General features: G+C 67.1%; 29 protein-coding genes and 1 pseudogene. 16 read left to right on the top strand and 14 right to left on the bottom strand.

The genetic code is table 11. The annotated features are described in order from the left end of the window. The first annotated feature begins 198 nt into the window (after window positions 1–198). From rpmB to HCT51_RS18385, 5 genes are all read left to right on the top strand, one after another. Window positions 199–435: a 50S ribosomal protein L28 gene (gene rpmB / locus HCT51_RS18405; protein ID WP_166879893.1), complete on the top strand. Its 237-nt coding sequence runs from the start codon at window positions 199–201 to the stop codon at window positions 433–435. After that, window positions 435–602, top strand: coding sequence for a 50S ribosomal protein L33 (gene rpmG / locus HCT51_RS18400; protein ID WP_056010525.1), 168 nt, complete (start codon window positions 435–437; stop codon window positions 600–602). The genes rpmB and rpmG overlap by 1 nt, the downstream gene beginning before the upstream one ends. 3 nt (window positions 603–605) lie before the next feature. Continuing rightward, window positions 606–911 (top strand): 30S ribosomal protein S14, encoded by a 306-nt coding sequence (gene rpsN / locus HCT51_RS18395; RefSeq protein WP_166879896.1) that lies wholly within the window; start codon window positions 606–608, stop codon window positions 909–911. A gap of 75 nt (window positions 912–986) precedes the next feature. Continuing rightward, window positions 987–1,274, top strand: a complete 288-nt coding sequence (locus tag HCT51_RS18390) for an HU family DNA-binding protein (RefSeq protein WP_166879898.1) — start codon at window positions 987–989, stop codon at window positions 1,272–1,274. A 105-nt stretch (window positions 1,275–1,379) separates the two neighbouring features. Continuing rightward, a complete protein-coding gene (locus HCT51_RS18385; protein WP_224760583.1) occupies window positions 1,380–3,353 on the top strand; it encodes a bifunctional copper resistance protein CopD/cytochrome c oxidase assembly protein in 1,974 nt (657 codons plus the stop codon). A 29-nt stretch (window positions 3,354–3,382) separates the two neighbouring features. Here the strand turns inward: HCT51_RS18385 and HCT51_RS18380 are convergent, their stop codons facing one another. Next, complete coding sequence (locus HCT51_RS18380) at window positions 3,383–4,336, bottom strand: hypothetical protein (protein WP_166879901.1); 954 nt, start codon at window positions 4,334–4,336, stop codon at window positions 3,383–3,385. Between the two features lie 59 nt (window positions 4,337–4,395). On the opposite strand from HCT51_RS18380, the gene HCT51_RS18375 reads away from it, so the two are divergent. Together HCT51_RS18375 and HCT51_RS18370 are read left to right on the top strand one after the other, a co-directional pair. Then, a complete protein-coding gene (locus HCT51_RS18375) occupies window positions 4,396–5,691 on the top strand; it encodes an ATP-dependent DNA helicase (protein ID WP_166879903.1) in 1,296 nt (431 codons plus the stop codon). 50 nt (window positions 5,692–5,741) lie between these two features. Beyond that, entirely contained in the window at window positions 5,742–6,191 is a 450-nt protein-coding gene (locus tag HCT51_RS18370; protein WP_224760792.1) for a YbaK/EbsC family protein, read from the top strand. On the opposite strand, the gene HCT51_RS18365 is transcribed toward HCT51_RS18370, so the two are convergent. Continuing rightward, window positions 6,188–6,610, bottom strand: coding sequence for a DUF4383 domain-containing protein (locus HCT51_RS18365; protein WP_166879908.1), 423 nt, complete (start codon window positions 6,608–6,610; stop codon window positions 6,188–6,190). The two genes, HCT51_RS18370 and HCT51_RS18365, sit on opposite strands and share 4 nt — an antisense overlap. A 44-nt stretch (window positions 6,611–6,654) precedes the next feature. Here HCT51_RS18365 and HCT51_RS18360 point away from each other — a divergent pair, with 44 nt between their 5' ends. Beyond that, entirely contained in the window at window positions 6,655–7,176 is a 522-nt protein-coding gene (locus HCT51_RS18360) for a DinB family protein (RefSeq protein WP_166879910.1), read from the top strand. Here the strand turns inward: HCT51_RS18360 and HCT51_RS18355 are convergent, their stop codons facing one another. From HCT51_RS18355 to HCT51_RS18345, 3 genes are read right to left on the bottom strand one after another with little or no spacing between them, the layout of a single operon-like run. Continuing rightward, complete coding sequence (locus HCT51_RS18355; RefSeq protein WP_166879913.1) at window positions 7,177–7,989, bottom strand: ABC transporter permease; 813 nt, start codon at window positions 7,987–7,989, stop codon at window positions 7,177–7,179. After that, a complete protein-coding gene (locus HCT51_RS18350) occupies window positions 7,986–8,960 on the bottom strand; it encodes an ATP-binding cassette domain-containing protein (RefSeq protein ID WP_166879916.1) in 975 nt (324 codons plus the stop codon). Before HCT51_RS18350 ends, HCT51_RS18355 begins: the two co-directional genes overlap by 4 nt. A 5-nt stretch (window positions 8,961–8,965) precedes the next feature. Then, entirely contained in the window at window positions 8,966–9,292 is a 327-nt protein-coding gene (locus HCT51_RS18345) for a DUF7882 family protein (protein WP_166879919.1), read from the bottom strand. Window positions 9,293–9,471: 179 nt separating this feature from the next. Between HCT51_RS18345 and HCT51_RS18340 the strand changes: the two genes are divergently transcribed. From HCT51_RS18340 to HCT51_RS18330, 3 genes are all read left to right on the top strand, one after another. Then, window positions 9,472–9,684 carry a DUF2795 domain-containing protein gene (locus HCT51_RS18340; protein ID WP_166879922.1) on the top strand — a complete coding sequence of 71 codons (213 nt, stop codon included), beginning with the start codon at window positions 9,472–9,474 and terminating at the stop codon, window positions 9,682–9,684. Between the two features lie 65 nt (window positions 9,685–9,749). Beyond that, a complete protein-coding gene (locus HCT51_RS18335) occupies window positions 9,750–10,082 on the top strand; it encodes a hypothetical protein (protein ID WP_166879924.1) in 333 nt (110 codons plus the stop codon). A gap of 79 nt (window positions 10,083–10,161) precedes the next feature. Next, window positions 10,162–10,473: a DUF7882 family protein gene (locus tag HCT51_RS18330; RefSeq protein WP_166879927.1), complete on the top strand. Its 312-nt coding sequence runs from the start codon at window positions 10,162–10,164 to the stop codon at window positions 10,471–10,473. A gap of 22 nt (window positions 10,474–10,495) precedes the next feature. Here HCT51_RS18330 and HCT51_RS18325 read toward each other — a convergent pair whose 3' ends face one another. Then, on the bottom strand, window positions 10,496–11,242 hold the full coding sequence (locus tag HCT51_RS18325) for an alpha/beta fold hydrolase (protein ID WP_166879929.1): 747 nt from the start codon (window positions 11,240–11,242) through the stop codon (window positions 10,496–10,498). A gap of 9 nt (window positions 11,243–11,251) precedes the next feature. Beyond that, window positions 11,252–12,037, bottom strand: a pseudogene (locus HCT51_RS18320) (putative protein N(5)-glutamine methyltransferase); the annotation flags it as partial. 80 nt (window positions 12,038–12,117) lie between these two features. Between HCT51_RS18320 and HCT51_RS18315 the strand changes: the two are divergent. From HCT51_RS18315 to HCT51_RS18305, 3 genes are all read left to right on the top strand, one after another. Next, entirely contained in the window at window positions 12,118–12,516 is a 399-nt protein-coding gene (locus HCT51_RS18315; protein ID WP_166879933.1) for a hypothetical protein, read from the top strand. Window positions 12,517–12,603: 87 nt separating this feature from the next. Then, window positions 12,604–14,196 carry a DUF4389 domain-containing protein gene (locus tag HCT51_RS18310; protein ID WP_224760582.1) on the top strand — a complete coding sequence of 531 codons (1,593 nt, stop codon included), beginning with the start codon at window positions 12,604–12,606 and terminating at the stop codon, window positions 14,194–14,196. A gap of 10 nt (window positions 14,197–14,206) precedes the next feature. Then, window positions 14,207–14,638: a pyridoxamine 5'-phosphate oxidase family protein gene (locus HCT51_RS18305; protein WP_166879938.1), complete on the top strand. Its 432-nt coding sequence runs from the start codon at window positions 14,207–14,209 to the stop codon at window positions 14,636–14,638. Here HCT51_RS18305 and HCT51_RS18300 read toward each other — a convergent pair. The 6 genes from HCT51_RS18300 to HCT51_RS18275 form a co-directional block, all read right to left on the bottom strand. Next, the gene (locus HCT51_RS18300; RefSeq protein ID WP_166879940.1) at window positions 14,609–15,574 is read right to left on the bottom strand and encodes an alpha/beta hydrolase; all 966 of its coding nucleotides are present in this window, start codon (window positions 15,572–15,574) and stop codon (window positions 14,609–14,611) included. The genes HCT51_RS18305 and HCT51_RS18300 overlap by 30 nt on opposite strands. Continuing rightward, window positions 15,571–17,664, bottom strand: a complete 2,094-nt coding sequence (locus tag HCT51_RS18295) for an acyltransferase family protein (protein ID WP_166879943.1) — start codon at window positions 17,662–17,664, stop codon at window positions 15,571–15,573. The genes HCT51_RS18300 and HCT51_RS18295 overlap by 4 nt, the downstream gene beginning before the upstream one ends. Before the next feature lie 109 nt (window positions 17,665–17,773). Then, the gene (locus HCT51_RS18290; protein ID WP_166879946.1) at window positions 17,774–18,412 is read right to left on the bottom strand and encodes a hypothetical protein; all 639 of its coding nucleotides are present in this window, start codon (window positions 18,410–18,412) and stop codon (window positions 17,774–17,776) included. A gap of 8 nt (window positions 18,413–18,420) precedes the next feature. Beyond that, the gene (locus HCT51_RS18285) at window positions 18,421–19,227 is read right to left on the bottom strand and encodes a type II CAAX endopeptidase family protein (RefSeq protein ID WP_166879949.1); all 807 of its coding nucleotides are present in this window, start codon (window positions 19,225–19,227) and stop codon (window positions 18,421–18,423) included. Window positions 19,228–19,275: 48 nt separating this feature from the next. Beyond that, window positions 19,276–20,262 (bottom strand): NAD(P)-dependent alcohol dehydrogenase, encoded by a 987-nt coding sequence (locus tag HCT51_RS18280; RefSeq protein WP_166879951.1) that lies wholly within the window; start codon window positions 20,260–20,262, stop codon window positions 19,276–19,278. Window positions 20,263–20,407: 145 nt separating this feature from the next. Further along, complete coding sequence (locus HCT51_RS18275) at window positions 20,408–20,932, bottom strand: flavodoxin domain-containing protein (RefSeq protein WP_166879953.1); 525 nt, start codon at window positions 20,930–20,932, stop codon at window positions 20,408–20,410. On the opposite strand from HCT51_RS18275, the gene HCT51_RS18270 reads away from it, so the two are divergent. Continuing rightward, complete coding sequence (locus HCT51_RS18270; RefSeq protein ID WP_370626868.1) at window positions 20,814–22,031, top strand: carboxylesterase family protein; 1,218 nt, start codon at window positions 20,814–20,816, stop codon at window positions 22,029–22,031. The two genes, HCT51_RS18275 and HCT51_RS18270, sit on opposite strands and share 119 nt — an antisense overlap. Window positions 22,032–22,155: 124 nt before the next feature. On the opposite strand, the gene HCT51_RS18265 is transcribed toward HCT51_RS18270, so the two are convergent. Further along, window positions 22,156–22,827 (bottom strand): SDR family NAD(P)-dependent oxidoreductase, encoded by a 672-nt coding sequence (locus tag HCT51_RS18265; RefSeq protein WP_166879956.1) that lies wholly within the window; start codon window positions 22,825–22,827, stop codon window positions 22,156–22,158. Window positions 22,828–23,010: 183 nt separating this feature from the next. Here HCT51_RS18265 and HCT51_RS18260 point away from each other — a divergent pair, with 183 nt between their 5' ends. Next, the gene (locus tag HCT51_RS18260; RefSeq protein ID WP_166879958.1) at window positions 23,011–24,219 is read left to right on the top strand and encodes a globin domain-containing protein; all 1,209 of its coding nucleotides are present in this window, start codon (window positions 23,011–23,013) and stop codon (window positions 24,217–24,219) included. Window positions 24,220–24,237: the final 18 nt, after the last annotated feature.

Genomic DNA, 24,237 nt, shown 5'->3' with positions numbered 1-24,237 from the left:
GGGGCGCACGCTGTTAGCCTCGTCCGGTTTGGTTTGCGGATGCCGCGCGCGTCGCGTAATGTTTAACGCTGGCTGAGTGGTATCTCCACTCAGATGTACACCAATCCACCTCTCTCATATCAGAGCGTGGATGAACTGTGCCGACAAGTGACCTTGGGCAGGGTGAATTTCACCCTGCGGTAGCAATGGAGGAAGAGCATGGCAGCAGTCTGCCAAGTGACCGGAGCCGTTCCCGGCTTTGGGCACAACATTTCACACTCGCACCGCCGGACGAAGCGCCGCTTCGACCCGAACGTGCAGAAGAAGACGTACTACGTGCCGTCGCTTCGTCGTAAGGTGACCCTGACGCTCAGCGTCAAGGGCATCAAGATGATCGACGCTCGTGGCATCGAGTCGGTCGTCAAGGACCTTCTCGCCCGTGGGGAGAAGATCTAATGGCCAAGCAGCAGGACGTTCGTCCGATCATCAAGCTCCGCTCCACCGCCGGTACTGGGTACACGTACGTGACCAAGAAGAACCGTCGCAACAACCCAGACCGCCTCGTGCTGAAGAAGTACGACCCCGTGGTTCGTAAGCACGTCGAATTCCGCGAGGAGCGCTAAGACATGGCTAAGAAAAGCAAGATTGCCCGTAACAAGCAGCGCGAGGTCATCGTCGAGCGGTACGCCGCGAAGCGTCTCGAGCTGAAGAAGGCTCTCGTCGACCCGAACGGAACCGACGAGTCCCGTGAGGCCGCACGCATCGGCCTGCAGAAGCTTCCCCGCAACGCCTCGCCGGTGCGCCTGCGCAACCGCGACTCGATCGACGGCCGCCCGCGCGGTGTGCTCTCGAAGTACGGTGTGTCCCGTGTTCGCTTCCGCGATATGGCGCACCGCGGCGAATTGCCCGGAATTACTAAGTCAAGCTGGTAAGTTCAAGGCGGTTCTGCTGGGCCTCGGGCGCGCAGGACAACTTCTAATTGCAAAAACGTCCGAGGAGGACACCACATGGCTGACAAGTCACTGAACCGTACCGAGCTCGTTGCAGCAGTTGCCGCTGAGTCTGGCCAGAGCCAGGCCGCCGTCAACGGCGTCTTCGACGCACTCTTCGCCACGCTGGCGAAGGCTGTCGGCGAGGGCACCAAGGTCACCATTCCGGGCTGGGTCTCGGTCGAGCGCACCCACCGTGCCGCCCGCACCGGCCGCAACCCGCAGACCGGTGAGGCTCTGCAGATTGCAGCCAGCAATGGTGTCAAGCTGAGCGCAGGCTCGAAGCTCAAGGCAGCTGCCAAGTAGCCACCAGCATCATCACAAGGGGATGCCGCCACTCACGTGGCGGTGTCCCCTTTGTGCATTCCTGAGGCGGTGACCAGGCCGCTCCCGGTCGCTTAGGCTGAATAGGTGCCTCGTTATGCCCGGATCGTCGCGCCCGCGGCGCTCCTGTTCGCGGCGGTCCTCTCGCTCTTGGCCGGCCTCGCCTTCGGTGGCGGCGCCGCGCCGCTGCCCATCGCCGATCCCGGCGCCGTGGTGCGCTGGGGACTGCCGATCAGCGCCCTGATCGTCAATCTGTCCGCCGCCCTGGCGATCGGGCCGATCGTGCTCGCCTGCTTCGCGCTCACGGCCGGTACCCCGGAGTACAACCGGGCGCTCGACATCGCGGCCGGCTCCGCCGCGGTCTGGACCGTGGCGTCCGCGACATCCGGTTTCATGATCTTCCTGACCATCTATCTGGAGCCGGTCACCCTCGACGACCGGTTCGGGCAGCTGCTCGCGCGCTTCCTCACCGACACGGAACTCGGCAAGTCGTGGTTGACCGTGATGCTGATCGCGGCGGCCGTCACGGTGCTGTGCTTCGCCGTGCGCAACCAGACCGTGCTGCTGTTCGTCGCCGCGTTGACCATCGCCGGCTTCGTGCAGCTGGCGTCGCAGGGGCACACCGGAGGCACCGCCGACCACGACGACGCGGTCTCGGCGCTCTGGCTGCACGTGACCGCCGCTGCGGTGTGGCTGGGTGGCCTGACCGCGCTGGCTCTGGTGCAATCCACGCTCACCGGCTCGAAACTGCGCGACGTGGTGTCGCGCTACTCGTCGCTGGCCCTCATCTGCTTCGTCGTCGTCGCCGCATCCGGCTACATCAGCGCCGAGATTCGCGTCGGCACGCTCGAGAACCTCGCCAGCCCGTACGGCGTGCTGCTGCTGGTGAAGGTCGCGGCTCTGGTCGTGCTCGGCGCGTTCGGCGCGCTGCAGCGCCGCTTCCTGATCTCGCGGATGTCGCGCAACGACACCGGCGCGCGCCGGTACTTCTGGTGGCTGGCCGCCGCGGAGCTCGCCTTCATGGGGGTGGCCTCCGGTGTCGCCGCAGCGCTCGCCCGCACCGCCACGCCGCGGCCCGAGGTGGCGATCGCCGACCAGGTGAACCCGAGCCCGGCCGAGATCCTCACCGGCAGCCCGCTGCCGCCGGTGCCGACCGTCTCCACCTGGCTCAGCAGCTGGAACCCCGACCTGCTGTGGACCCTGGTCAGCGCATTCCTGGCGTTCTTCTATCTCGCCGGGGTGTGGCGACTGCGCCGACGCGGCGACCGGTGGCCGCTGCACCGCACCGTGCTGTGGCTGGCCGGTGTCGCCCTGCTGTTCTACGTGACAAACGGCCCGATGAACGTGTACCAGGACTACCTGTTCAGCATCCACATGCTCGCGCACATGCTGCTGGCGATGGTGATCCCGGTGCTGCTGGTGCCGGGAGCGCCGATCACGCTCATCATGCGGGCGGTACGCAAGCGAACCGACGGCAGCCGCGGCGTGCGGGAGTGGACGATGCTCACCGTGCATTCGCGCTACATGCGGGTGCTCACGAACCCCATCGTTGCCGCGGCGATCTTCGCCGGATCGCTCTGGGCGTTCTACTACACGCCGCTGTTCAGCTGGGCGGTGAGCGACCACGTCGGGCACTACTGGATGATCGTGCACTTCCTCGCCAGCGGCTACCTGTTCGTGATGGTGCTGATCGGCGTCGACCCGTTGCCATACCGCGCGCCATACCCGATGCGGCTGCTGATCCTGCTGGCAACCATGGCGTTCCACGCCTTCTTCGGCCTGGGCATCATGAGCAGCACCGGGCTGCTGCTCGCGGACTGGTACGGCGCGATGGGCTGGGGCACCAGCGCCCTCGCCGACCAGCAGGTGGCCGGCGGCATCACCTGGAGCATCGGCGAGATCCCGACCGTGACGATGGCCATCATCGTGGCGATCATGTGGAGTCACAGCGACGCCAAGGAGAGCAGGCGCACCGACCGGCAGGCCGACCGCGACGGGGACGCCGAGCTGACCGCGTACAACGACATGCTGGCCGCGCAGGCCGAGCGCGACGGCAAGTAACGCACGACCCGGCTACTGCGCGGTGCCTTCTACTGCGCGGTGATCAGCAGCGAGCCATCCGGCTGGAACGTGATCAGGTACTGCACGGTGAAGGGCACGTCTTCATCGAAGGTGGAGCGGGTGCCGTCGAAGATCGACCGCACGTCGACGGTGAGGTGGGCGACTCCCCCGGTCGGCGGCATCTGCCAGGTGCCGCGCTCGGCGCCCGGCATGATGGTCACCTGCGGATGCGCGGTCAGTGACCATACCGGTTCGCTCTCGATGCGGTTGTCGATCTGCTGGCCGAACGGGCATCCGCTCGGCATCAACACGCGCTGGGTGGCGCAGTCCTCGAGGTAGCTGGTGAGCTCCTCCTGCACCTGCTCCACGAATGTGGTGTCCGCCTGCACGTCGATGGTGGTGGCCAGGTGCTCGCCCGGGGTGGTCGCGGCGACGGCGGTTGCCTCGGCCGCGAGGAACGCCGATTCGTGGTCGAACACGTACCAGCCGGGGGTGAACACGGCGACCGGCAGCGCAGAATCGGTGCGCAACGGCACACCATTCGCGCTGAAGCGGTTCTCGTGCAGCACGGTCGGCTCGATCGTGGCGAGGGGGGATTCGGTGAACCGCCACCCGGAGAACAGCCCGAACACCGAGCCGGCGTCCTGCACCAGGAACGTGCTTCGGCCGGTGCTCGGCCCCACGGCGTACTCCACGGTGACTTGGTGGGTGCCGTCCCCCAGGTCGACATCGTCAATCTGGCGGATGTCGCTGAGTTCAGCGAGGGCGTCAGGGTCGAGCAGCTCGTCGCTCACGCCCTCCGGAACCTCCACGCCCGGCAGTGCGAGGGCCCCCTGGACATCACCGCGGGCCACGGAATCAAGGTAGACGCGCACGAACCCGCCGGCGCTGAAGAGCGTGGCGTTGAAGGCGATCACCGTGCCGATGAATGCCGCGACGAACACACCGAAGATGACCGACCAGATAATGAGTGATCGGCGCATTCCCACATCCTAAGGCGCTCACCGCTGACGCCCCGGTAGCGCGGGTAAGGTGGGTTGCCGTGACAGCGCTCGCCCTCTCGCCCGAACAGGCCGCCGTCTTCGAGGCCATCGAGAAGACGCGTGAGCACATCTTCGTGACGGGTCGAGCCGGCACCGGCAAGTCCACGTTGCTGAACCATCTGGCCTGGCACACGTCGAAGCAGGTGGTGATCGCCGCCCCCACCGGGGTTGCCGCGCTGAACGTCGGCGGGCAGACCATCCACTCGCTGTTCCGGCTGCCGATCGGCGTCATCGCGAGCCAGGACATCGAGCAGTCCGCCGTGCTGCGCAAGCTGCTGAACACCATCGACACGCTCGTGATCGACGAGGTGTCGATGGTCAACGCCGACCTGCTCGACGCGATCGACCGCAGCCTGCGGCAGGCCAGGCAGCGCAAGAACGAGGCATTCGGCGGCGTGCAGGTGGTGCTGTTCGGTGACCCGTACCAGCTGGCCCCGGTGCCCGGCGACAACGATGAGCGCGCATACTTCCTCGACCAGTACGCGTCGATGTGGTTCTTCGACGCCAAGGTGTGGAACGAAGCCGAGCTGCGCATCTACGAACTCACCACCATCCACCGGCAGCACGAGGCCGAGTTCAAGTTCATGCTGAACGCGGTGCGGCACGGCCAGGTGACCGCGGAGATCGCGCATCGGCTGAACGAGACCGGTGCCCGCACACCGCCGACGGATGGCGCGATCACCCTCGCCACCACCAACGCCACGGTCAATCGCATCAACGGGCAGGCGCTGGCGCGCCTCACCGGGCAGGTGAAGACCGCCCGCGCGGAGGTGAACGGCGAGTTCGGCGGCCGGGCGTTCCCGGCCGACGACAAGCTCGAGCTGAAGGTGGGGGCGCAGGTGATGTTCCTGCGCAACGACCCGGACCAGCGGTGGGTCAACGGCAGCATCGGCACGGTGACCCGGATCGGCAGCACCGTGTTCGTCGAGGTCGACGGTGACGTGCACGAGGTGCAGCCGGCGGTTTGGGAGAAGTACAAGTACACGTACAACGCCGGCACCCGGCAGCTGTCCAAGGATGTCGTGGGCGAGTTCACCCAGTTCCCGTTGCGGCTCGCCTGGGCGGTGACCATCCACAAGTCCCAGGGCAAGACCTACGAGCGCGCCATCGTCGACCTCGGAGCGCGCTCCTTCGCGCCCGGACAGACCTACGTGGCGCTCAGCCGCATCACCGCGCTAGATGGCCTGTTCCTCACCAGGGCGCTGCGCCCGAGCGACATCATTGTCGACGCCAACGTGCGTCGCTTCATGACGCAGGCGACCGCGGTGCCCGCACTGGAGGCGGCCCGCCCGTGACCGACGACCGACTGCAGGCCGGGAGCCCGACCCATCCGGCGGTCGAACGAGTGGCGGCCGCCCTGGCCGCGCACACCGAGGAACCGCGCATCCGATGGTTTGACGAGCACGCCACGACCGCGGTCGAGGCGGCGCGACTGCTCGGCATCGACGTGGGTGCGATCGCCAACTCCCTCGTCTTCGAGTTGGACGGCGAACCCTTGCTGGTGATGACCTCGGGGGCTCACCGGGTCGACACCGTCTGGCTCGGCGAACAGTTGGGCGGCGTCATCCGGCGGGCAAAGCCCGAGGTGGTGGCCGCGGCCACCGGTCAGGTCATCGGAGGGGTGGCGCCGGTCGGGCATCCCGCACCGCTTCGCACGGTCGTCGACGCCGACCTCGCCGCCTACCCCGAGATCTGGGCGGCCGCCGGGCACGCGCGCACGGTGTTTCCGCTGACCTTCGACCAACTGGTCGCGATCACGCACGGCCAGGTGCTGCCGGTTCAGCCGCCGGCCTAACGCTGCTTCTGCTGCTCGACGCCCAGTCCCACCGCCAACAGCAGCACGGCCGCAGCGAAGTGCAGCAGGTTGCCGAGGGGACTGACCGCCACGAAGTTCGCCGGCGATCCGACCAGGAACAGTCCTGTCAGCCCAAGCAGCAGGCTGAGCGCACCGCCGACCGCGTTCGTCGTGCGCGCCGCGGCGATGCTCGTCGCGGCCGCCGTGATGAGCGCGGCGCCGCCGAGTAGGTGCAGCAGGTTCTGCGCGGGGTTCACTTCCAGCTGCCCGAACAGCAGGGCTCCCGGCGTGCCGAAGATCGGAACATCCCAGGTGACGGCGAAACCGAGGATCCCGATCAGCAGGAGCAGCGCGCCGACGATGGCTCCCATCATCCGGTTCGGCGATGGGCGCCGCCCGTCCGCGGCGAAATCTGGCATGAAATCTACGGTACCGGTCGGCGGGATGGGCGACGATGTGGAGCATGCCGATTACGCCTGACGCGAAGAACTGGACCTGGGTGCTGGACCGTGCGTGCCCCGAATGCGGATTCGACGCGCAAACGATCCAGGGCCCGGATGTCGCCGACCTGCTGCGCCGCGAGGCGGCCGTCTGGCCGGTCGTGCTCGACCGGGAATCCGTGGCCGAGCGCCCCGATGAGAACACCTGGTCGGCGTTGGAGTACGCGGCGCACGTGCGCGACGTGGTGCGGCTCGGCGACTACCGCACGGGCCTGATGCTGACCGAAGACGACCCGGAGTTCGCGAACTGGGATCAGGACGCGACCGCCGTCGCTGAGCGGTACAACGAGCAGGATCCCCGGGTGGTTGCCGCAGAGCTCGTGGCAGCCGCGGAGTCGCTCGCCGCCAGGCTCGACAGTGTGCACGGGCATCAGTGGCAGCGCCCCGGCCGCCGCGGCGACGGCGCCTCGTTCACGGTAGACAGCTTCGCGCGATACACCCTGCACGATGTGGTGCATCACGGCTGGGATGTGCGCGCCGGCTGATCAGCGGCTCGCCGTGCGCCGGTACTGCCAGCTGGCGAGCGGGATGAAGATCACGAGAATGGCCACCGTCCAGATCAGGGTGTACAACTCCGGGTTCTGCAGCGCCCAGGAGGTCGCTTCGGTCGCCTGCGGGTTCGGATCGGGATTGCCGAACCGGTCGCGGGCCGCCTGGGTGACCGCCGACACCGGATTCCACTCCGCGAAGGTCTGCAGCGGCCCCGGCAGGGTCTCGATCGGCACGAACGTGTTCGCGATGAAGGTCAGCGGAAAGATCACGATGAACGCCGCGTTGTTGACCACTTCCGGGCTCGGCACCAGCATGCCGATCCAGGCCATGATCCATGACACGCCATAGGCGAAGACGAGCAGCAGCAGAAAGCCGATCATGGCGTCGAAGAACGAGGTGCGGATGCGCCAGCCGACGAGCAGCCCGGTGAGCGCCATCACGATCAGCACCAGCACGTTGTTCACGACATCCGAGAAGGTGCGTCCAATCAGTACGGCGGACGGCGCCATCGGCAGCGACCGGAACCGGTCGATGATGCCCTTCCGCACGTCCTCGGCAAGCCCGGCGCCGGTGATGGTGGCCCCGAACACCACGGTTTGGGCGAAGATCCCGGCGATCAGGAACTCGCGGTAGGCCTGGCCGTCGCCGCTCTGGTCGATCGCCCCGCCGAAGACATAGGCGAACAGCAGCACGAACATGATCGGCTGCAGCGTGGTGAACACCAGCAGGTCGGGCACGCGCTTGATCTTGATCAGGTTGCGCTTCGCGACGATCGCGCTGTCTGCGATCACGGTGGCAACGCTCATCGGGCACGCTCCGACGTGGCATCCGCTGTTTCTTCTGCGGCGTGGCCGGTGATGGTGAGGAAGACGTCATCAAGGGTCGGGCGGCGTAACCCCACATCGTCGATGTGGATGCCGGCGTCATCGAGGTCGCGCAACGCCGCGGTGAGCACAGCCGCTCCGCCCTGAACGGGGAGTACCACGGATCGGCGCTGCTCCTCGAGCATCGGCTCCCCCACCCCGCGCGGCGTGAGCAGGGCCACCGCGTCGTGGAACCGGGCAGGGTCGGACACCGTCAGCTCGAGCCGCTCACCGCCGACCTGCGACTTCAGCTGGTCGGCGGTGCCCTGCGCGATCACCTTGCCGTGGTCGATCACCACGATCGTGTCCGCCAGCAGGTCGGCCTCCTCGAGGTACTGGGTCGTGAGCAGCAGCGTGGTGCCCGCCGAGACCAGGGTCTGGATCGTGTGCCACATGTCGGTGCGGCTGCGCGGGTCGAGTCCGGTGGTCGGCTCGTCGAGAAACAGCACCGGAGGGTCCGCGACCAGCGCGCCGGCGAGGTCGAGTCGTCGCTTCATGCCGCCGGAGTAGGTTCTGGCCGGGCGGTCCGCCGCGTCGATGAGGTCGAACTGCGCGAGCAGCTCGCGGGCACGGTCCCGTGATGCGCGACGACCCAGGTGGTAGAGCCGGCCGATCATGTCCAGGTTCTCGAAGCCGGTGAGGTATTCATCGACGGCGGAGTACTGGCCAGACAGTCCGATGCGCATGCGGACCTCGTGCGGACGGGTGCATACGTCGATGCCGGCCACGGTGGCCGTGCCGGAATCCGGCTGCAGCAGGGTGCTGAGGATGCGCACCACGGTGGTCTTGCCGGCGCCGTTCGGCCCAAGGAGGCCAAGCACGGAACCCGCGGGTACCATCAGATCGACACTGTCCAGCGCGATCACGTCGTTGTAGCGCTTAACAAGCCCCGTCGCGTGGATCGCGTTCGCCATGGCGATCAGCCGTTGTGGTGTCCGTTACCGACGACGTCTTCGTCGAGTTCGCTCAGGACAACGAGGCCATGCGCACTGTTCGCGCTCATCGCGAGCTTCTCGATCCATTCCCGGTTAATGGTGGGGGGTCGGCTACCGAAGAACTTGAAGTACAGCGGGATCGCGGGGTCGAGCCAGATGGCGCTGCGACCGTCTCCGACTTCTGCTGAGTCGCGCCACGACATGAAGAAACACTCTCGTCGGCGTAGCTTCTGCCCGATGACCACTTGCAGATGCGCGAGCACCCGATCCTCGAATTGAATCTCGATGCCGTCGTAAATCAGAACACCCATAAACCTCTCGCCTTCGATGAAGGTGGTGCAGTGCACAGACGGCTGAAGCACTGAACCCGATTGTCCTCTTTGAATGTCGTTGTGGGAAGAAGCTGCGCGGAATTGTCAATCCCTATTCGAGCCGGACATGGGGTGCTTAGCATCACATGCGAGGCATCGCACGAACCCGGGAGGCTGCCGTGACGAGCTTGGACATTGGACGATTGCGCGCGGTGCTGCGCGACATGGACTTTCCCGCAACGCGCGACGACCTGCTGCGCGAGGCGCGGCGTTCAGCCGGTGATGACGCCACGGTGCGCACGCTGCACGACCTCCCAGACCGGTCCTTCAACGGGTCCAGCGCGGTGATCGCCGCTTTGTCGGGCAACCGACAGAGCTTTCCCGTGGTTTAGACATATCGGCCTACCCACATCACTTTCAGTGCGCGCGGCGCGCATGTTTCCCCGACAGGTACCCAATGAAGAAAATCGTGTACGGCGCGGCGGGAGTCGTGACCAGTGACGCCATCGCCGATGCGGTGATGCAGTACGCCAGGGCACTGGCCTTAGGGGTGAAAGCGGATCTGGTGGAGATTCCGGTGCGGCTGGAATCCGGCGCGCAGGATCACGCCCAGATCCTGCTCGGGCCGGCGAGTCAGATCGTGTCGATTCCGACCGAGACAGGCGACGGCGAACTGGATGACGACGCCGTGCTGGCGGACTTGACCGCCAAGACCCGGCGGTTGGGAGGGTCGCGGCCCGTAGCGTATTCGCCAAACGACTTCGACGACACTGACTATTTGCAGCACTGACTACTCGAAACATTGACTACTCGACACACTGAATGGATGCTCGAACCAAGGCCTTGGTTACAAAGTCACGAGGGGCGTTATGGGAATTCTTCGGTACGGGAGCCCTCCGCTTGAGGTCACACTGGACGATCGAGTGCTCGCCCATTTGCAGTTCGTCATCACAACGAAGCTTCGCCGCAAGGAGTCGTTCGTCTTCTCCTGGAGAGACGATCCCGACGTCAGCGAGGGTCGCAGCAGCATCTGGATCGAGCCATCCATTCCGCTGCACTTCAAGTACACCGACCCTGAGGTTCCGGTGATGAACAGGGCCTGGATCGACGTGCTGATGCGCTCCGCCTACAGCGCCGACGGCCTGAAGGTCGTCGAGGAACCTCGCGCAGAGAAGGGCTGACCGGCGCCGGACTGAGTCGTGCCTAGGACTGTCGGCGCTCTGATTCCTGCGCGCCGACGGTGGCTTCGGCGTAGCCGTCCAGCAGCGCTTCCGTGAACTCGCGAGGTCGCACGATGCTCACCAGGTGGGAGGCGCCGGCCACGGTCACCAACCGTCCCCGCGGTGTCGCCGCCAGGTAACTGGCCGCCTGCAGTCGAAAGTGGTCGAGCCTGCCGTTCACGAACAGCACCGGCACGTCAACCTCAGGCAGGCTGCGCATCGGGTGCACGTGACGCAGCTCCCGCAGCACGTCATCCATCACCTCGAGGGCGACACCGCCGGCGAGCACGTCATCCACCGGGACGGAGCGCACCATCAGCCGCAGCATGAAGTCGTTGAGCGCGCGCCCCCGGTCGGGCAGCGCATGGATGCCTCGGGCCAGCACGCGCCATCCGTCGAGGATCGCCCGATGCGGCGTGGTTCCGCAGCTGGCAGCCAGCACACCGCAGACCCGGTCGGGGTTCTGCGCTACCCAGTCGATCGCGAGATAGCCGCCGAGTGACAGCCCGGCCAGGTACGGACGATGACCGGATGTCGCAGCCTCGGCGACCGCATCCGCAATAGTGACGCGCGCCGCATCCAGACTGAACCGCTCGCTCATCCGGTGGCCGTGCCCGGGCAGGTCGATCGCCACGGCGGGAATCCCCGCCGCCTCAAGCTCGGCGACCTGTCGCCGCCACATGGTGGACGACGTCCGCAGGCCGTGCAGCAAAACGACGCTGGCTGGCATAACCCGATGCTAGACGGCTCCTCCGCCGCTGACCACATGCCCACTGACCGCGTGCCCACTCACTACAGTGGCGTCCAGCCGCGTCGAGCGGCTCACTGTCGGCAATAGTCCGGCCCGCGAGAACAGTTCCGCGGTCGACGACGCCTGCTGCCGGCTGGTCTCGACGAGAAGCTGACCCCCTGGCGCCAGCCAGTCGGTCGCCTCGGCGACCACCCGCCGCTGGATGTCGAGACCGTCGCCGCCGCCATCCAGGGCCGTGCGCGGTTCGTGAAGGCGTGCCTCCGGCGGCATCAGCCCGAGCGACCCGGTCGGCACATAGGGCGCGTTCGCCACCACGACATCGACACGACCGCGCAGATCGGCGGGCAATGCGTCGTACAGGTCGCCCTGGTGCACCACGCCACCGAAGGGTTCCAGATTGAGCCGGGCGCACTGCACCGAGCGCGGGTCGATATCGACCGCGTGCACGGCCCGCGGACGCGATGCCGATGCCAGGGCCGCGCCGACCGCCCCGGAGCCGCAGCACAGGTCGACAAGCACGGCGCCGGGAGCGGTGACCGCAGCAGCCTGCATCACCAGCCACTCTGTGCGGCGGCGCGGAACGAACACGCCGGGTCGCACGGCGATCCGGAGGCCGGAGAACTCTGCCCAGCCGAGGACGTGCTCGAGCGGCTGGCCGAGGAGGCGTCGCTCGACGAGCTGGTCGAGTTCTGCCGGGGATGACGCTCCCGCGAGCAGCAGCGCGGCCTCGGCCTCCGCGAACACGCAGCCGGCCGCCCGGAGCCGTGCGGCAAGGGCGGTGAGAGTTCCTGCGGATTCGAGACCAGACGTGGGGCCATGCTAGCTGCCCGACATCCGTCCGTTAGTCTTGCGCCGTGAACGGGAATGAGGCAATCGGGCTGCTGCTCGAACTGTTCACGTGGATCGGGCTGTCGCTTGCCGCGCTGACGCTGTTCCTCATCATGATCGTTCGCGCCGTCGACGGCTCCTGGGTGCCGACCGATGCCGTGCTGCTGACCGACGGCGACGCCGTGGAAGCGCGTTGGATGACCAGCGAGAGCAGCCAATCGCGGCGGCTTGACGCGCACGAGATCGCCGAAACCGGCAGCGCTGACAGCGCAACCGTGTATTACTCGCTGCGGGCACCGGAACGGATGCGGCTGCACCGTCTGTCCACGGGCGAGCGGATTCTGCGGCTGCTGTTCATCATCATGGCGAGCATCGGCGTCGCGGCATCCGTTGTTTCATTGGTGATGCTGGCTATCCACAGCTGACCCGCCCCTGTCCGTGAGGGCCTCCGCGGCGTAGGTTAAGAGCGGCTGATCCACTCCGTAGCCACCTATCGACCGATCGGTGATGCCATGTCTGAGCCCGTCCTGCCCCAGCCGCCCACATCGCAGCCCGCCGCGCCCCCGCCCCCACCCGGCAGCGGAAGCGGCATGGCCTGGTACATCGTTGCCCTCGTCGTCGGGGTGCTGCTGACCATGCTCGGCGGATCGGTGCTGGCCGGCGGCATCGCCGCGGCCGCCGTCGCCGCCCGCCAAAACGCCGGGGACGGCTACTTCAGCACGCGGACGGCGGAGCTATCCTCCTCGTCATACGCGCTGACGTCGCCCCGCATCGGCGGCTTCACCGCAAACGACGCGCCCAGCGTGCCATTTGATGTGGCGCGAGTGCGCATCGCGGCGGAGTCGACCACCGGCGATGACGTGTTCATCGGGCTCGCTCCGCGCCAGGCGGTGGACGACTACCTGCGGGGCGTCGCGCACACCGAGGTGACCCGAATCGACACCGAGCCGTTCCGGGTGCTCTACCGCGAGCTGGGGGGAACCGCGACTCCCGAAGAACCGGGTGATCAGACCTTCTGGACCCAATCGGTATCGGGCGCCGGGGAGCAGGAGCTCAGTTGGTCGGTGCAGCCGGGCGACTGGAGCATCGTCATCATGAACGCGGACGCCTCCCAGGGTGTCTCGGTCGACGTGCAGGCTGGCATCCGCAGCAACCTGCTGGCCCCCATCGCGGCGAGCCTGGTGATCACCGGCCTGGTGATGCTGCTCATCGGCATCCCGCTGATCGTGCTGGGCGCGATGGGCATCGGCCGACGCATCGGCGGCACGCCCCCGCGGCAGGGGATGTCCGCGGCATCCGCTGGTCAACCGCCGGTCGGCGGTATGGCGGCTGCCGGCGTCATGCCAGCCGCACCCGACGAGGACCGGCCGTATCCGGCGCAGCTGACCGGGTACCTCGGCCCGCTGTCGCGCTGGCTGTGGCTGGTGAAGTGGCTGCTCGCCATCCCGCACTACATCCTGCTGTTCGGCCTGTGGATTGCGTTCGTGGTGACCACCGTGATCGCGGGGTTCGCGATCCTGTTCAGCGGCCGGTACCCGCGCGCCCTGTTCAATTTCAACGTCGGGGTGCTGCGCTGGAACTGGCGAGTGGGGTTCTACGCGTACTCGGCGCTCGCGACCGACCGGTATCCGCCGTTCACCCTCCGGCAGACTGACTACCCGGCCGACTTCGTCGTCGAGTACCCCGAGCGGTTGTCGAACGGGCTGGTGCTGGTGAAGTGGTGGCTGTTGGCCATCCCGCATTACCTGGTGCTGTCGGCGGTCCTCGGCGCGAACGGCTGGTGGTGGGGCTGGGGCTGGCGGGGCTCCGGGCAATGGGACGATGGGGGCGCCAGAGTGGTCGGCGCCGGGATCTCGTTGCTCACCGCCCTGGTGCTGATCGCGGCGGTGATCCTGCTCTTCAGCGGGCGTTACCGGGTGCGGCTGTTCGAGTTCATCATGGGCCTGAACCGCTGGATATACCGGGTGGCGGCGTACGCGGCGTTGATGCGCGACGAGTACCCACCGTTCCGCCTGGACCAGGGCGGAATGGAGCCGCAGCGGGTGGGCACGCTGCCCGCCGAGGCAACGGGACCTTCGGCCCGCGCGACCGGGCAGGGCATGTGAAACTCGGATCATGAGCGACAACGCGGACGACCGCCCCCCGACGCGCGAGCTGTCGGCCGAGGAATGCTGGCAACGAATCGCCGAGGCACCCTACGGCCGGATCGCCGCAACCGCGGCTGGCGAGATCGACATCTTCCCCGTAAACCACGCCGTCGACGGTCAGTCGATCGTCTTCCGAACCTCACCCGGCACGAAACTGCTCGAACTAACCATTCGACATAACGTGGCGTTCGAGGTCGACGGCTACACCGACGTGGACGCGTTCAGCGTGGTGGTGAAGGGCAACGCGGAACAGATCGAGCGCGGCGCCGACATCGAGGCCGCCGAACGGCTCGGCATCACGCCGTGGGCCCCCGAGGAGAAGGATCGCTGGGTCAGGATCACGCCGACCGCGGTGCACGGACGGACGTTCCTACGGCCGCGCCCGGAGTCGATCGCGTAGCCACGCTGCGATCTGCTCGCGCAGTGGATTATCGAGCAGCGCGAGGGCATGGTCGGTGCCGGTGACCGGCACGTAGGTCACGTCGACGGATGCCGCGTCGAGCGCGTCGACGAACGCTTCAGCCTGCTCGATCGGGATGAGTTCATCCGAGGAATGCGCGATGAAGAACGGCGGATCACTGGAGTCGATCTGGTACAGCGGTGACGCGGACTCGGCATTCGGGCACTCGTCGTAGGACGCGCACCCCAGATAGTCCAGCTGGATTCGCTGGAATCCGGGTTCCAGGCCGCCCAGCTCAATCCCCGCCGCGGTCAGGTCGATTGGGGCGCTCAGCGCGACGACGGCGGACACCCGCGAGTCGATTGTGGTGTCGCCGTCACCCTGGGTGGCGAGCAGGGCGGCCAGATTGCCGCCAGCGGAGTCGCCGAACGCACCGAGGCGTGCGGGATCCAGGCCGAATCGGGCCAGCTGCGGCGCGGCGCGGATCCACCTGGCTGCAGCCTGAACGTCGTCGAGCGCGGCGGGGTACGGGTGCTCCGGGGCAAGCCGGTAGTTCGTCTGGAACACGACGAACCCCTCCGAGGCGAGCCATCCGCACACGTCCCGCCAGAGTGCCGCCTGCTTGTCACCGCGCCGCCACCCGCCGCCGTGCACGGAGAGAATCGCCGGCAGGGCCTGGGCCCCGGGGTTCTCGGGCCGGGCGGCCTGGGCCGCCCGGTGCTCCTCGGGCAGGCAGACGTCGAGGCGGGTGCCGTCGGGCGCCCCGAAGTCGAGGTCGTCGAGGAAGGCTACGCCGGCGTACGAGGTGGCCGGGCCCGCCGCTTGCGGGGCCGCCGGTGCCGGATCCGCCCCGAGCACCCCGCACCCGGTCATCAGCGCGACGGTGACCCCGGCAGCGAGGGCGACCTTGCCGAGCCGGCCTAAGCGAACCGTCATCCGTTGGTCTCCCCCTCGACGGCGCGCTCACTGCCCGACCAATCCACGAAACTCAGTCTCGCCAGCTCCGCTTGCACGGCAGGCCCCAGCGTCTTGCTCCAGGTTGCGGTGAGATGGTGCTCGTCCGAATACACGAGCGTTGAGCCGATCACCGCCGGGCAGAGTGAGTCGTCACAGAACCAGTCGCTGAAGTCGAGGAAGGATGCCCCGGACTCGTCGGCCACGATGCGCTGCGCGGCCGCCACCGGGTCGTTGAACGCCTGCGCGCGGGCGACGGCGCACTCGAGAGCGCTGTCGAGGTTGGCTGACAGGCAGAGAACGGGGGAACTGGCGAATTCCGGCGTGTCGGCGAGCATCACGATGTGCGATTCGGCGGGAAGCCGATCGATCGTGCTCTGAACCGCTTGCTCCCAGTCCTGCTGTTCCTCCACCGGATTGCGGTCTGCCCGCGGGCCGATGTGGTTGGTGACGATGATCACGTCGGGTGGCGCGGCATTGAGCGCGGCGACCGCGTCGGCCCGCCACTGGGTGCAGGAGTTATTGGTGGAGGCGTCCCACGCGGCATCTGTCTCCTGGGATCGGCAGCCGGACTTTGTGTAGGTGTCGAGGCGGAAGCCCAGCCCGTCAGCGGCCTCCCGGACGGCGGGGAACCAGCGACCGGCGTGGCTGTCTCCGAACAACGCCACGACGGTCGGCGACGAGAGGTCGCCGAAGGAGCAGGTCAGCACTTCCGAGGCGCTGAGTCCTTGCTGGCATCCGTTCGCGTAGATCTCACCGGTGTCGGCCCGGGACTCGGCGAGTGTCGGCGACAGCCCTGCGGGCACGAAGGCGGTGCCGACCGGCAGCTGTTGCGGTGCGACGGCTGCCGCGGTGCGGCCGGAGTCCAGCGGCATTAGCGCCGACGCGGCCTCGGCGCCGACGAGCGCGCCCGACAGCACCAGGGATCCGGCGATGCTGGCGGCGATCGTCTTGCGGTGGCTGAGCAGCGAGCGCGCGCTGCCGCGCCGAAACGGGGTCTCGACCAGCCGGTACATCGCCCAGGCGACCGGCACGGAGAGCACAGCCAGAGCGAGCGTGACAGCCAGCGGCAGTGGGGCGCCCGGGCCCAGCCGTTCCTGCGCGAGCACGAGCATCGGCCAGTGCACCAGGTACAGCGAATAGGAGATGGCGCCCAGGAACTGGAACGGCCTCGACCGGAGCGCGAGGACTGCGCCGCGCTCGTCGCGACCGCCGAAGCCGATGACCAGGGCTGCGCCGAGAACGGGGATCACCGTGGCGATCCCCGGGTAAGCGGTGGCTTCGGTGAGCAGGACCGAGCTGCACAGGATGACGCCGAGGCCGAGCCAGGTCAGAATCCGCGCGACCCCGGGGACGACCCGCGCCAACTGGGGGGCGCCGGCGGCCAGGAGCGCTCCCGCCGCCAACTCCCATGCCCTGGTGGGCAGTGAGAAGAACGCCCATGGTTGGGACACGTCCGCCACGATCAAGCAGGCCGCGAACGATGCCACGGCAACGATCGCGATACCGACAGCGAGCCGGCGCGGTGACCGCCGTCCGATGAAGAACAGCGCGATCAGGATCACCGGCCAGAACAGGTAGAACTGCTCCTCAACGCCGAGCGACCAGAAATGCTGGAAGGGGGAGGGCGCGCTGCCGGCCAGGTAGTCGGTGCCTTGAACCGCGAAACTGATGTTCGGTACGTAGAGCGCGGATACCACGGCGTCGCGCAGGATGTCGGCGATTCGCAGCGGCGAGACGAGAACGAATGCGGCGGCCGAGGTCAGCGCGATGACGGCGAGTGAGGCGGGCAGGATGCGCCGGGCTCGTGCGGCGTAGAACGCATGCAGGTTCACCCGCCCGTGCTCGCGCAACGAGGTGATCAGGTGACCGGTGATGAGGAAGCCCGAGATCACGAAGAAGACGTCGACGCCAACGTAGCCGCCACCGAGCACGGTCACGCCCGCGTGGTTGAGCACCACCAGCACCACGGCGATCGCACGGAGGCCCTGAATGTCATAGCGGAACACGCGCGGCGCCGCCCGATCGGCGCGCGGCGCGACCTGCACCGGCGACGAGGTCAGAGCGCCCATGTCGTGTCCCCCAGACTGGCGCGCGAGCTATCCGGCACCGCGCCGTTCGGCGAACACTAACAGCCCAATGAGAACGCCTCGCTATGGCCTCACGGTCCGGTGCGACAACCTAGTCGGCGGGCCGTCGCTCCGTGGTGCCGAGCGGCTGGCGCTGCCCGGCTGAAGCACGTGAAGAGCGCATGATCCACCAACCGAGCGCCGCCATGGCCAACCCGATCGGGATCCCGTACGGGGGCAGGCCCGCGTTGTAACCAAGCAGGCCCGCGATCACGAACACCACAGCGGCCCAGCCCGGGAGCATCCGCGCTCGCCAGCCGGCGATCCCGAAGACTATCCAGCCCAGCGCGAACAGCACATAGCTGGAAAACCCACCGATCGCCAGCACGCCCGACCCTCCCGCGAGGATGGCCTCCGGTGCGGTTGCGGCGATCCAAGGTGCGGCGAACCCGTCAAACCACATGTTGCCTGCCATGTCCATGGTGCCGATGAGGGCGGCGCAGAACGCAACGACTCCGAGGGCACCCGCGCTCTCGGCGTACCGCATGTAGACGGCGACCAGCGCGAGCACGAGTCCGATGAACACGACAAAGTACAGCGCATTGGCCACGATAAACGGGGTCTGCTGCATCCTGGCAAGCCTGTCGACGCTCCAATCCGTGGCAAGTAAGCGGGCCACGTCCATGGCGGCGAAGGTCAGGCCGGCAACCAGTGCAATCGGTCCGGCAGCGCGGGCGAGTGGTGAGGACATGATTCCTCCTAGCCAGTGGTCGTGGGCAGGGCGCTTATCGCGGACGCGGGCGCTGTGCGCCAGGCGTTCCGGTCAAACACGAGGGTGGCCGCGACCGCGAGGACCACGACCACGAAGTAGATCAGCTCGGCGCGTGCCGCTTCTGACCCCACAAAGCCGAACGACCCGACCGTGAAGGTGCCTTGGCTGTTGTGGAAGAGCAGTGTGAGCAGCACGCTTCCGCCGGTGCGGTTAAAGAGCCACACGTACAGGAAGGTGATCACAAAGGTGGTGGGCAGCCCGATCAGGCTCAGACCGTTGAAGAGGACCAGCGGCAGATGCCACAGCGCCACCAGGATCCCCAGCACCGCGGCCGCCTGCAGTGGCGACCGCCGGCTCTGCAGCAGCGGCAGGGCATACCCGCGCCAGCCCGGCTCCTCGCCCAGCGGGCCGTCCATCGGATTTACCAGCCGCACCGCAAAGGCGGCCAACAGCCCGGACCACGCCACGTCTCCCAAGCCGTCTGCCTCGGCGCCGAGTGCGATATTCGTGAATCCGGTCACCAGCGCCATCAGGGCGGGAAGCAGCAGCGCGATTGCGTACCAGATCCAGCCCACCCTCCACCGGATCAGCCGTCTGCCCCAGACGGTGAATCCCGCCCTGCCTTCGGCCAGCGCGATCACCAGAACTGCCGCCACCAGCGGGCCGATCGGCAGGAACTCCATCCGCGGCATCAGCCCGACGGCATACAGCGGCCACGACGACCAGGAAATCGCGTAGGCCAGAATGAAGAACGCCAGAAGGCGGTGCTGCTGAATCCAACTGATGCGTGGCATGACGGCTCCCGAGGAACAGGGCGTACACGCCCCATTGTGCGCGCGCTGTCAGTGCGGGTGAAGGGGTGGAATCGTGATGACGATCTTTCCGCGCGCGTGTTCTTCGGCGAAGTAGCGGATGGCCTCTGGGGTCTCGCGCAGCGAGTAGCTTCGGTCGATGGCCGGCGTGACCGTGCCAGATTCGATGAATTCGCGTAGCTCGTCCAGGACCTCGGTACCCAACTTCGGCGAGAAGATGCGCAGGTTCTGACTGACGAATGGGGACAGCGCCAGCGCCCGCATGATGCGGCCCATCGGACCGAATACCGCGCTGCCGGTGCCGCTCGACAGCACGAGTGTGCCGGTGTGGGTGAGGGCGCGCCGGAGCTTGCTCAGCGAGTGGTTGCCGATCAGGTCAAGGATCACGTCGTAGCGCCGCCCGCCGGTGGTGAAGTCTTCGGTGCAGTAGTCGATGACGTTGTCGGCTCCGAGCGATCGAATCAGTTCTGCGTTCCGTGCGCTGGCCACGCCGGTGACTTCCGCTCCGAGCGCCTTGGCGATCTGCACCGCATAGCTGCCGACGCCGCCAGAGGCTCCGTTGATCAGTACCGTCTGCCCGGCTTGAAGGTGTCCTCCATCACGAAGCGCTTGCAACGCGGTGCGGGCCGCCAGAGGCACCGTGGCCGCCTGCCCGAACGTGAGGTTCGCCGGCTTCAACGCCAGCAGCTTTGCTGGCACGATTGCGTATTCGGCGAAAGCACCGGCCTCGACTTCGGCGTACACCTCGTCACCCGGGTGGAACTGGGTGACATTCTTACCGACCTCGTGAACCTCGCCCGCCAGGTCCTTGCCTCGAATGATGCGCTTAGGTGCCCGCACTCCGAACGCTAAGCGTGCGATCAGTGGGCGACCGGAGGTGTAAACCCAGTCGGCGTGATTGACGCCGGCAGCGCGCACGCGAACGAGCACCTCGTCGTCTCCGATCACCGGTGTGGCGACATCCGCCAGCGTGAGCACGTCGGCCGTGCCATACGAGCGTTGAACAACCGCCTTCATGCTTGCCGCCTGTGTTGGTGACAGGTGGCTGAACGCGGAACCCGCTGTCTCATTCATGATCGGGGTGCCCTTCGGTCCGAATCTCGGAATGACCATACGATGTAAGGTCGATACCCGAAAACGTACCATACGACGTAAGGTGCGTCTAGCCCTCGAGTTCGTCGGCGATCGACGACGACCACGCGTCGATCACGTTCCACTCGCGGAAGTCCCCCTGGGGCATGAGGTCGCGAATCGCTGGCATCCACACGATGATCCGGTCGCCCCCACGGATCTTCTCGTGGTTGTACGCGCCGCGGAACACCTGCTTGCCGTGCGGGTGGATGAGATCCTCGTACACCCTGAATTGCTTGGGCTCGGCACCCTTCAGCACGTCGTTGCCGTCCTTGTCGACCTTTTCCGTGCCGAGCGGTCCGCTGCTGAACAGCCACACCGGATGAGCGCCGATCTCTCCGGCGTTATCCTCGACGAAAGTCCTGGCGTCCTTGCGCCAGTTGCCCTCGTACGCGGCCGAACCGACGACGAAGGCGTCGTACCCGGACGGCTCGCGGATGTCCTTGCATCTGGCGACGTCCACCTCCAGTCCGCGTTCGCGAAGCTTGTTTCCAATGCGCTGCGCGATGCCCTCCGTTGCTCTGTACTTGCTCGCGTATGCGACCAGCACCTTCATCGTGAACCCCTTCGTCTTCGGTGCAGCACGGGCTGTGCCGAGCGGCCTCAGGCTACGCCGCGGCGGTCGCGGTCTCGGGGGACGAAGGTCCCTCGGCTGCTGGCCGCCGGGGTGCATCGTGGTGCGTATGGGTGCAGTGGTGAAGACCGTCCACGGGGAACTGCGGGGCAGCTTGGTCGATGGAGTGCATGTGTTCCGGGGGGTTTCATATGCCGCACCGCCCTTCGGTGCGAATCGGCTCCGCCCGCCCCAGCCTGTCGAGCCGTGGAGCGGCGTGCGCGACGCCACCGAGCTGGGCCCGGAGCCGCCACAGGTGGCACCTCCGTCGACCGGGGGCGCCGACTCGGCCGCGCCAGAAGACTGGGGAGACATCGACGAAGCCTTCGCCAAGGTCGAGCGCGCCGCGCCCGCCGAAGACTGCCTCAACCTCAATCTGTGGACTCCGGAGCCGGGGGCCACGGGGTTGCCGGTGATGGTGTGGATTCAGGGCGGAATGTTCGAGCTCAGCTCGACGGCGGCCTACGACGGGAGTCGGTTTGCCCGGGACGGCTGCGTCTGTGTCGTCACCAACTGGCGCCCGGGTGCCGAGGGGTTCCTCTATCTCGACGATGGCATCGCCAATGTCGGACTGCTCGACCAGGTCGCGGCCCTCGAGTGGGTGCGCGAGAACATCGCCGCATTCGGCGGGGACCCCCGCAACGTTACGGTTTTCGGCGAGTCCGCCGGAGCGATGAGCATCGGCATGCTGCTCTCCATGCCCCGCGCCGAGGGGCTGTTCAGGCGGGCGATCCTGCAGAGTGGGGCAGCGCATCTGGTGACGCCGGCCGTGGACGCGCGGAAGATCGCCGAGTACCTGGCCGAGCAACTGGGCGTGCCGGCGACCCGAGCGGCGATCGCGGCCGTCGGGGTCGACCGGCTGCTGGTCGCGCAAAGACGAAGGGGATTTCGAGGGCGTGGACCGCGCCGAGCCCCGGGGAGGGCCAGGCGAACTCGTACATGTAGGTGCCCGCGGGGGCGCTGGCGTGCTCGGAGACAACCCGCCGAAAGAACTCGCGGCCGCAATGCATGGCGCTTGGGTCGCCTTCGCCACCGACGGTGACCCGGGTTGGCAAAAGTACGACCTCGAGCGCAGGTCGACGATGCGGTTCGACACCACCTCGCGGGTAGTCGAGGATCCTCAGCCCTGGGAGCGGAACCTCTGGGATGGTGTCCGCTGACCGCGCCTAAAGGACTCCGCGCACGCGATGGCCGATGGCGATCGACTCCCCCGACAGCGCAGACAATGGCGAGATGAGAAAAGCCACGAGGTTCGCGATCTGAGTCGGGGACGATTCGCCGCCGCGAGCAAGTCCGACCTCAGGCCTCGGGTCTTCCGTGACGGAACCGGGGTTGACCGTATTGACCGTGATTCCGGAGCCAGCGAGTTCATCGGCGAGGTTCTTGGCGATGACATTCATCGCCGCGTTGCGCACGGCCCCGGCGATATTGCCCGTCAGGAACGCGTTCTGGCCACTGAGGCCGACGATCCGACCGTAGCCCGCGGATCGCATGCCAGGGATCGCCGCGTTCGCGATCCTCAGGAAGGAGAGGGCCTTCGCATCGACCGCCTCGGCGACCTGGGACGGATGATGGCTGAGCGACGGGTCCAGGGTCTGCGCGGCCGGCGCAGCCGTGACGACAACGGCGTCGAGGCGACCGTGCTCCTCGATGACGCGATCGATTCCCGCCGCAACGGAGTGCTCATCGCGGGCGTCCAGCGCAATGCCTTCGCGGGCATGACGGGATGCCACGACAACAGTCGCTCCTTCATCCGTCGCCCGCCGGACAATCGCGGAGCCAATGAATCCTGCTCCGCCGACAACCAACACCACACGCCCAGTCAGGCCAAGATCCATGTCTCGACGCTAGCGCACGTCGAATCACGAGCGCATGCTCGCTCAGCGCCGCGCGTAGCGGGTCGACCTCGTCAGGCTTACGCTGGAGAGCGGCGGTCGCGAGGCTCCCAACCGCCGGTCTCGCGGTTGGGCGACGGACGTTTCCCCGGGTCGAAGGCGGTCGAGTTCGCAAGGGAGCGACTCATGCTTTCCGATACCTCACGTCCCGTCATCCAGAGCACCCTCGCGGTGGTGGGCGACAATATCCAGGAGATCGCCCGGCGGTTCTACGAGCACATGTTCGCTGAGAACCCGGGCCTGCTCGACGGACTGTTCAACCGGGGCAATCAGGCCGACGGGCGGCAGCAGCAGGCGCTCGCTGGATCGGTTGCCGCTTTCGCGAACGTCCTGGTGACAAGCCCTGACCAGCTCCCTGATCACCTGTTGTCCCGCATCTCCCACAAGCACGTCTCCCTCGGCCTGCACTCAGACCAGTACCAGATCGTGCACGACAACCTGATGTGGGCGATCGTTGACGTGCTCGGCGATGCCGTCACTCCCGAGGTGGCAGCCGCGTGGGACGAGGTGTACTGGCTCATGGCCAATCTGCTCATCACCAACGAGCGCGGTCTCTACGACGCCGTGAGGTTGGCGCCGGAAACCGTGTGGCGCACCTGGCGCGTCGCCCAGCGCATCCAGGAAACCGAGGATGTCGTGACCTTCGTGGTGGAGAGAACCGATGAGCGGGAGGTGAAGCCGTCGCTGCCCGGACAGTACGTCACCATCCAGATGCTGATGCCCGACGAGGTGCACCAGCCTCGCCAGTACAGCCTGACTCGGGCCGACGACGGCGAGCACCGGCAGTTCTCCGTCAAGAGGGTTCACGGGCTGGACACCCCAGACGGTGAAGTCTCCAACCTGCTGCACAACAGCGTCCAGGTGGGCGATGACGTGGTGCTCAGCGCACCATTCGGTGACGTGGTCCTCGAGTTCACCGACCGCCCGATCGTCCTCGCCAGCGCCGGCATCGGTGTGACCCCGATGGCAGGCATGTTGTCACACCTGGTCAAGACCGGCAGCCAGCGCAAAGTGGCTCTCCTCCACGCCGACAACTCCGTCGACACGTTTGCACTCCGCAACCAGATACAAGAGGACCTGGCAGCAATGCCGGATGCAACCCTGACCACGTGGTTCATGGAACCGTCCAAACCCACGCAGATGGTTGACGGAGAACTCGCCGGCTTCATGGATGTGAGCGGCATCGACCTGCCCGCTGACGCCGAGTTTTACCTGTGTGGCCCGTTGCCCTTCATGCAATCGGTGCGCAGCGCCCTCATCGCCCGCGGCGTGCCGGCGAAAGACATCCAGTATGAGGTGTTCGGCCCAGACCTCTGGCTGGCGGATTTCGCCTGATAGCGGCGGCTGCGCTAG

The sequence above is a fragment of the Salinibacterium sp. ZJ450 genome (genome assembly GCF_011751885.2).
In the GTDB taxonomy this organism is placed as follows: domain Bacteria; phylum Actinomycetota; class Actinomycetes; order Actinomycetales; family Microbacteriaceae; genus Ruicaihuangia.
The sequence above is the reverse complement of the archived record's forward strand: the minus strand, read 5'-3'. Positions and strand labels throughout refer to the sequence as shown.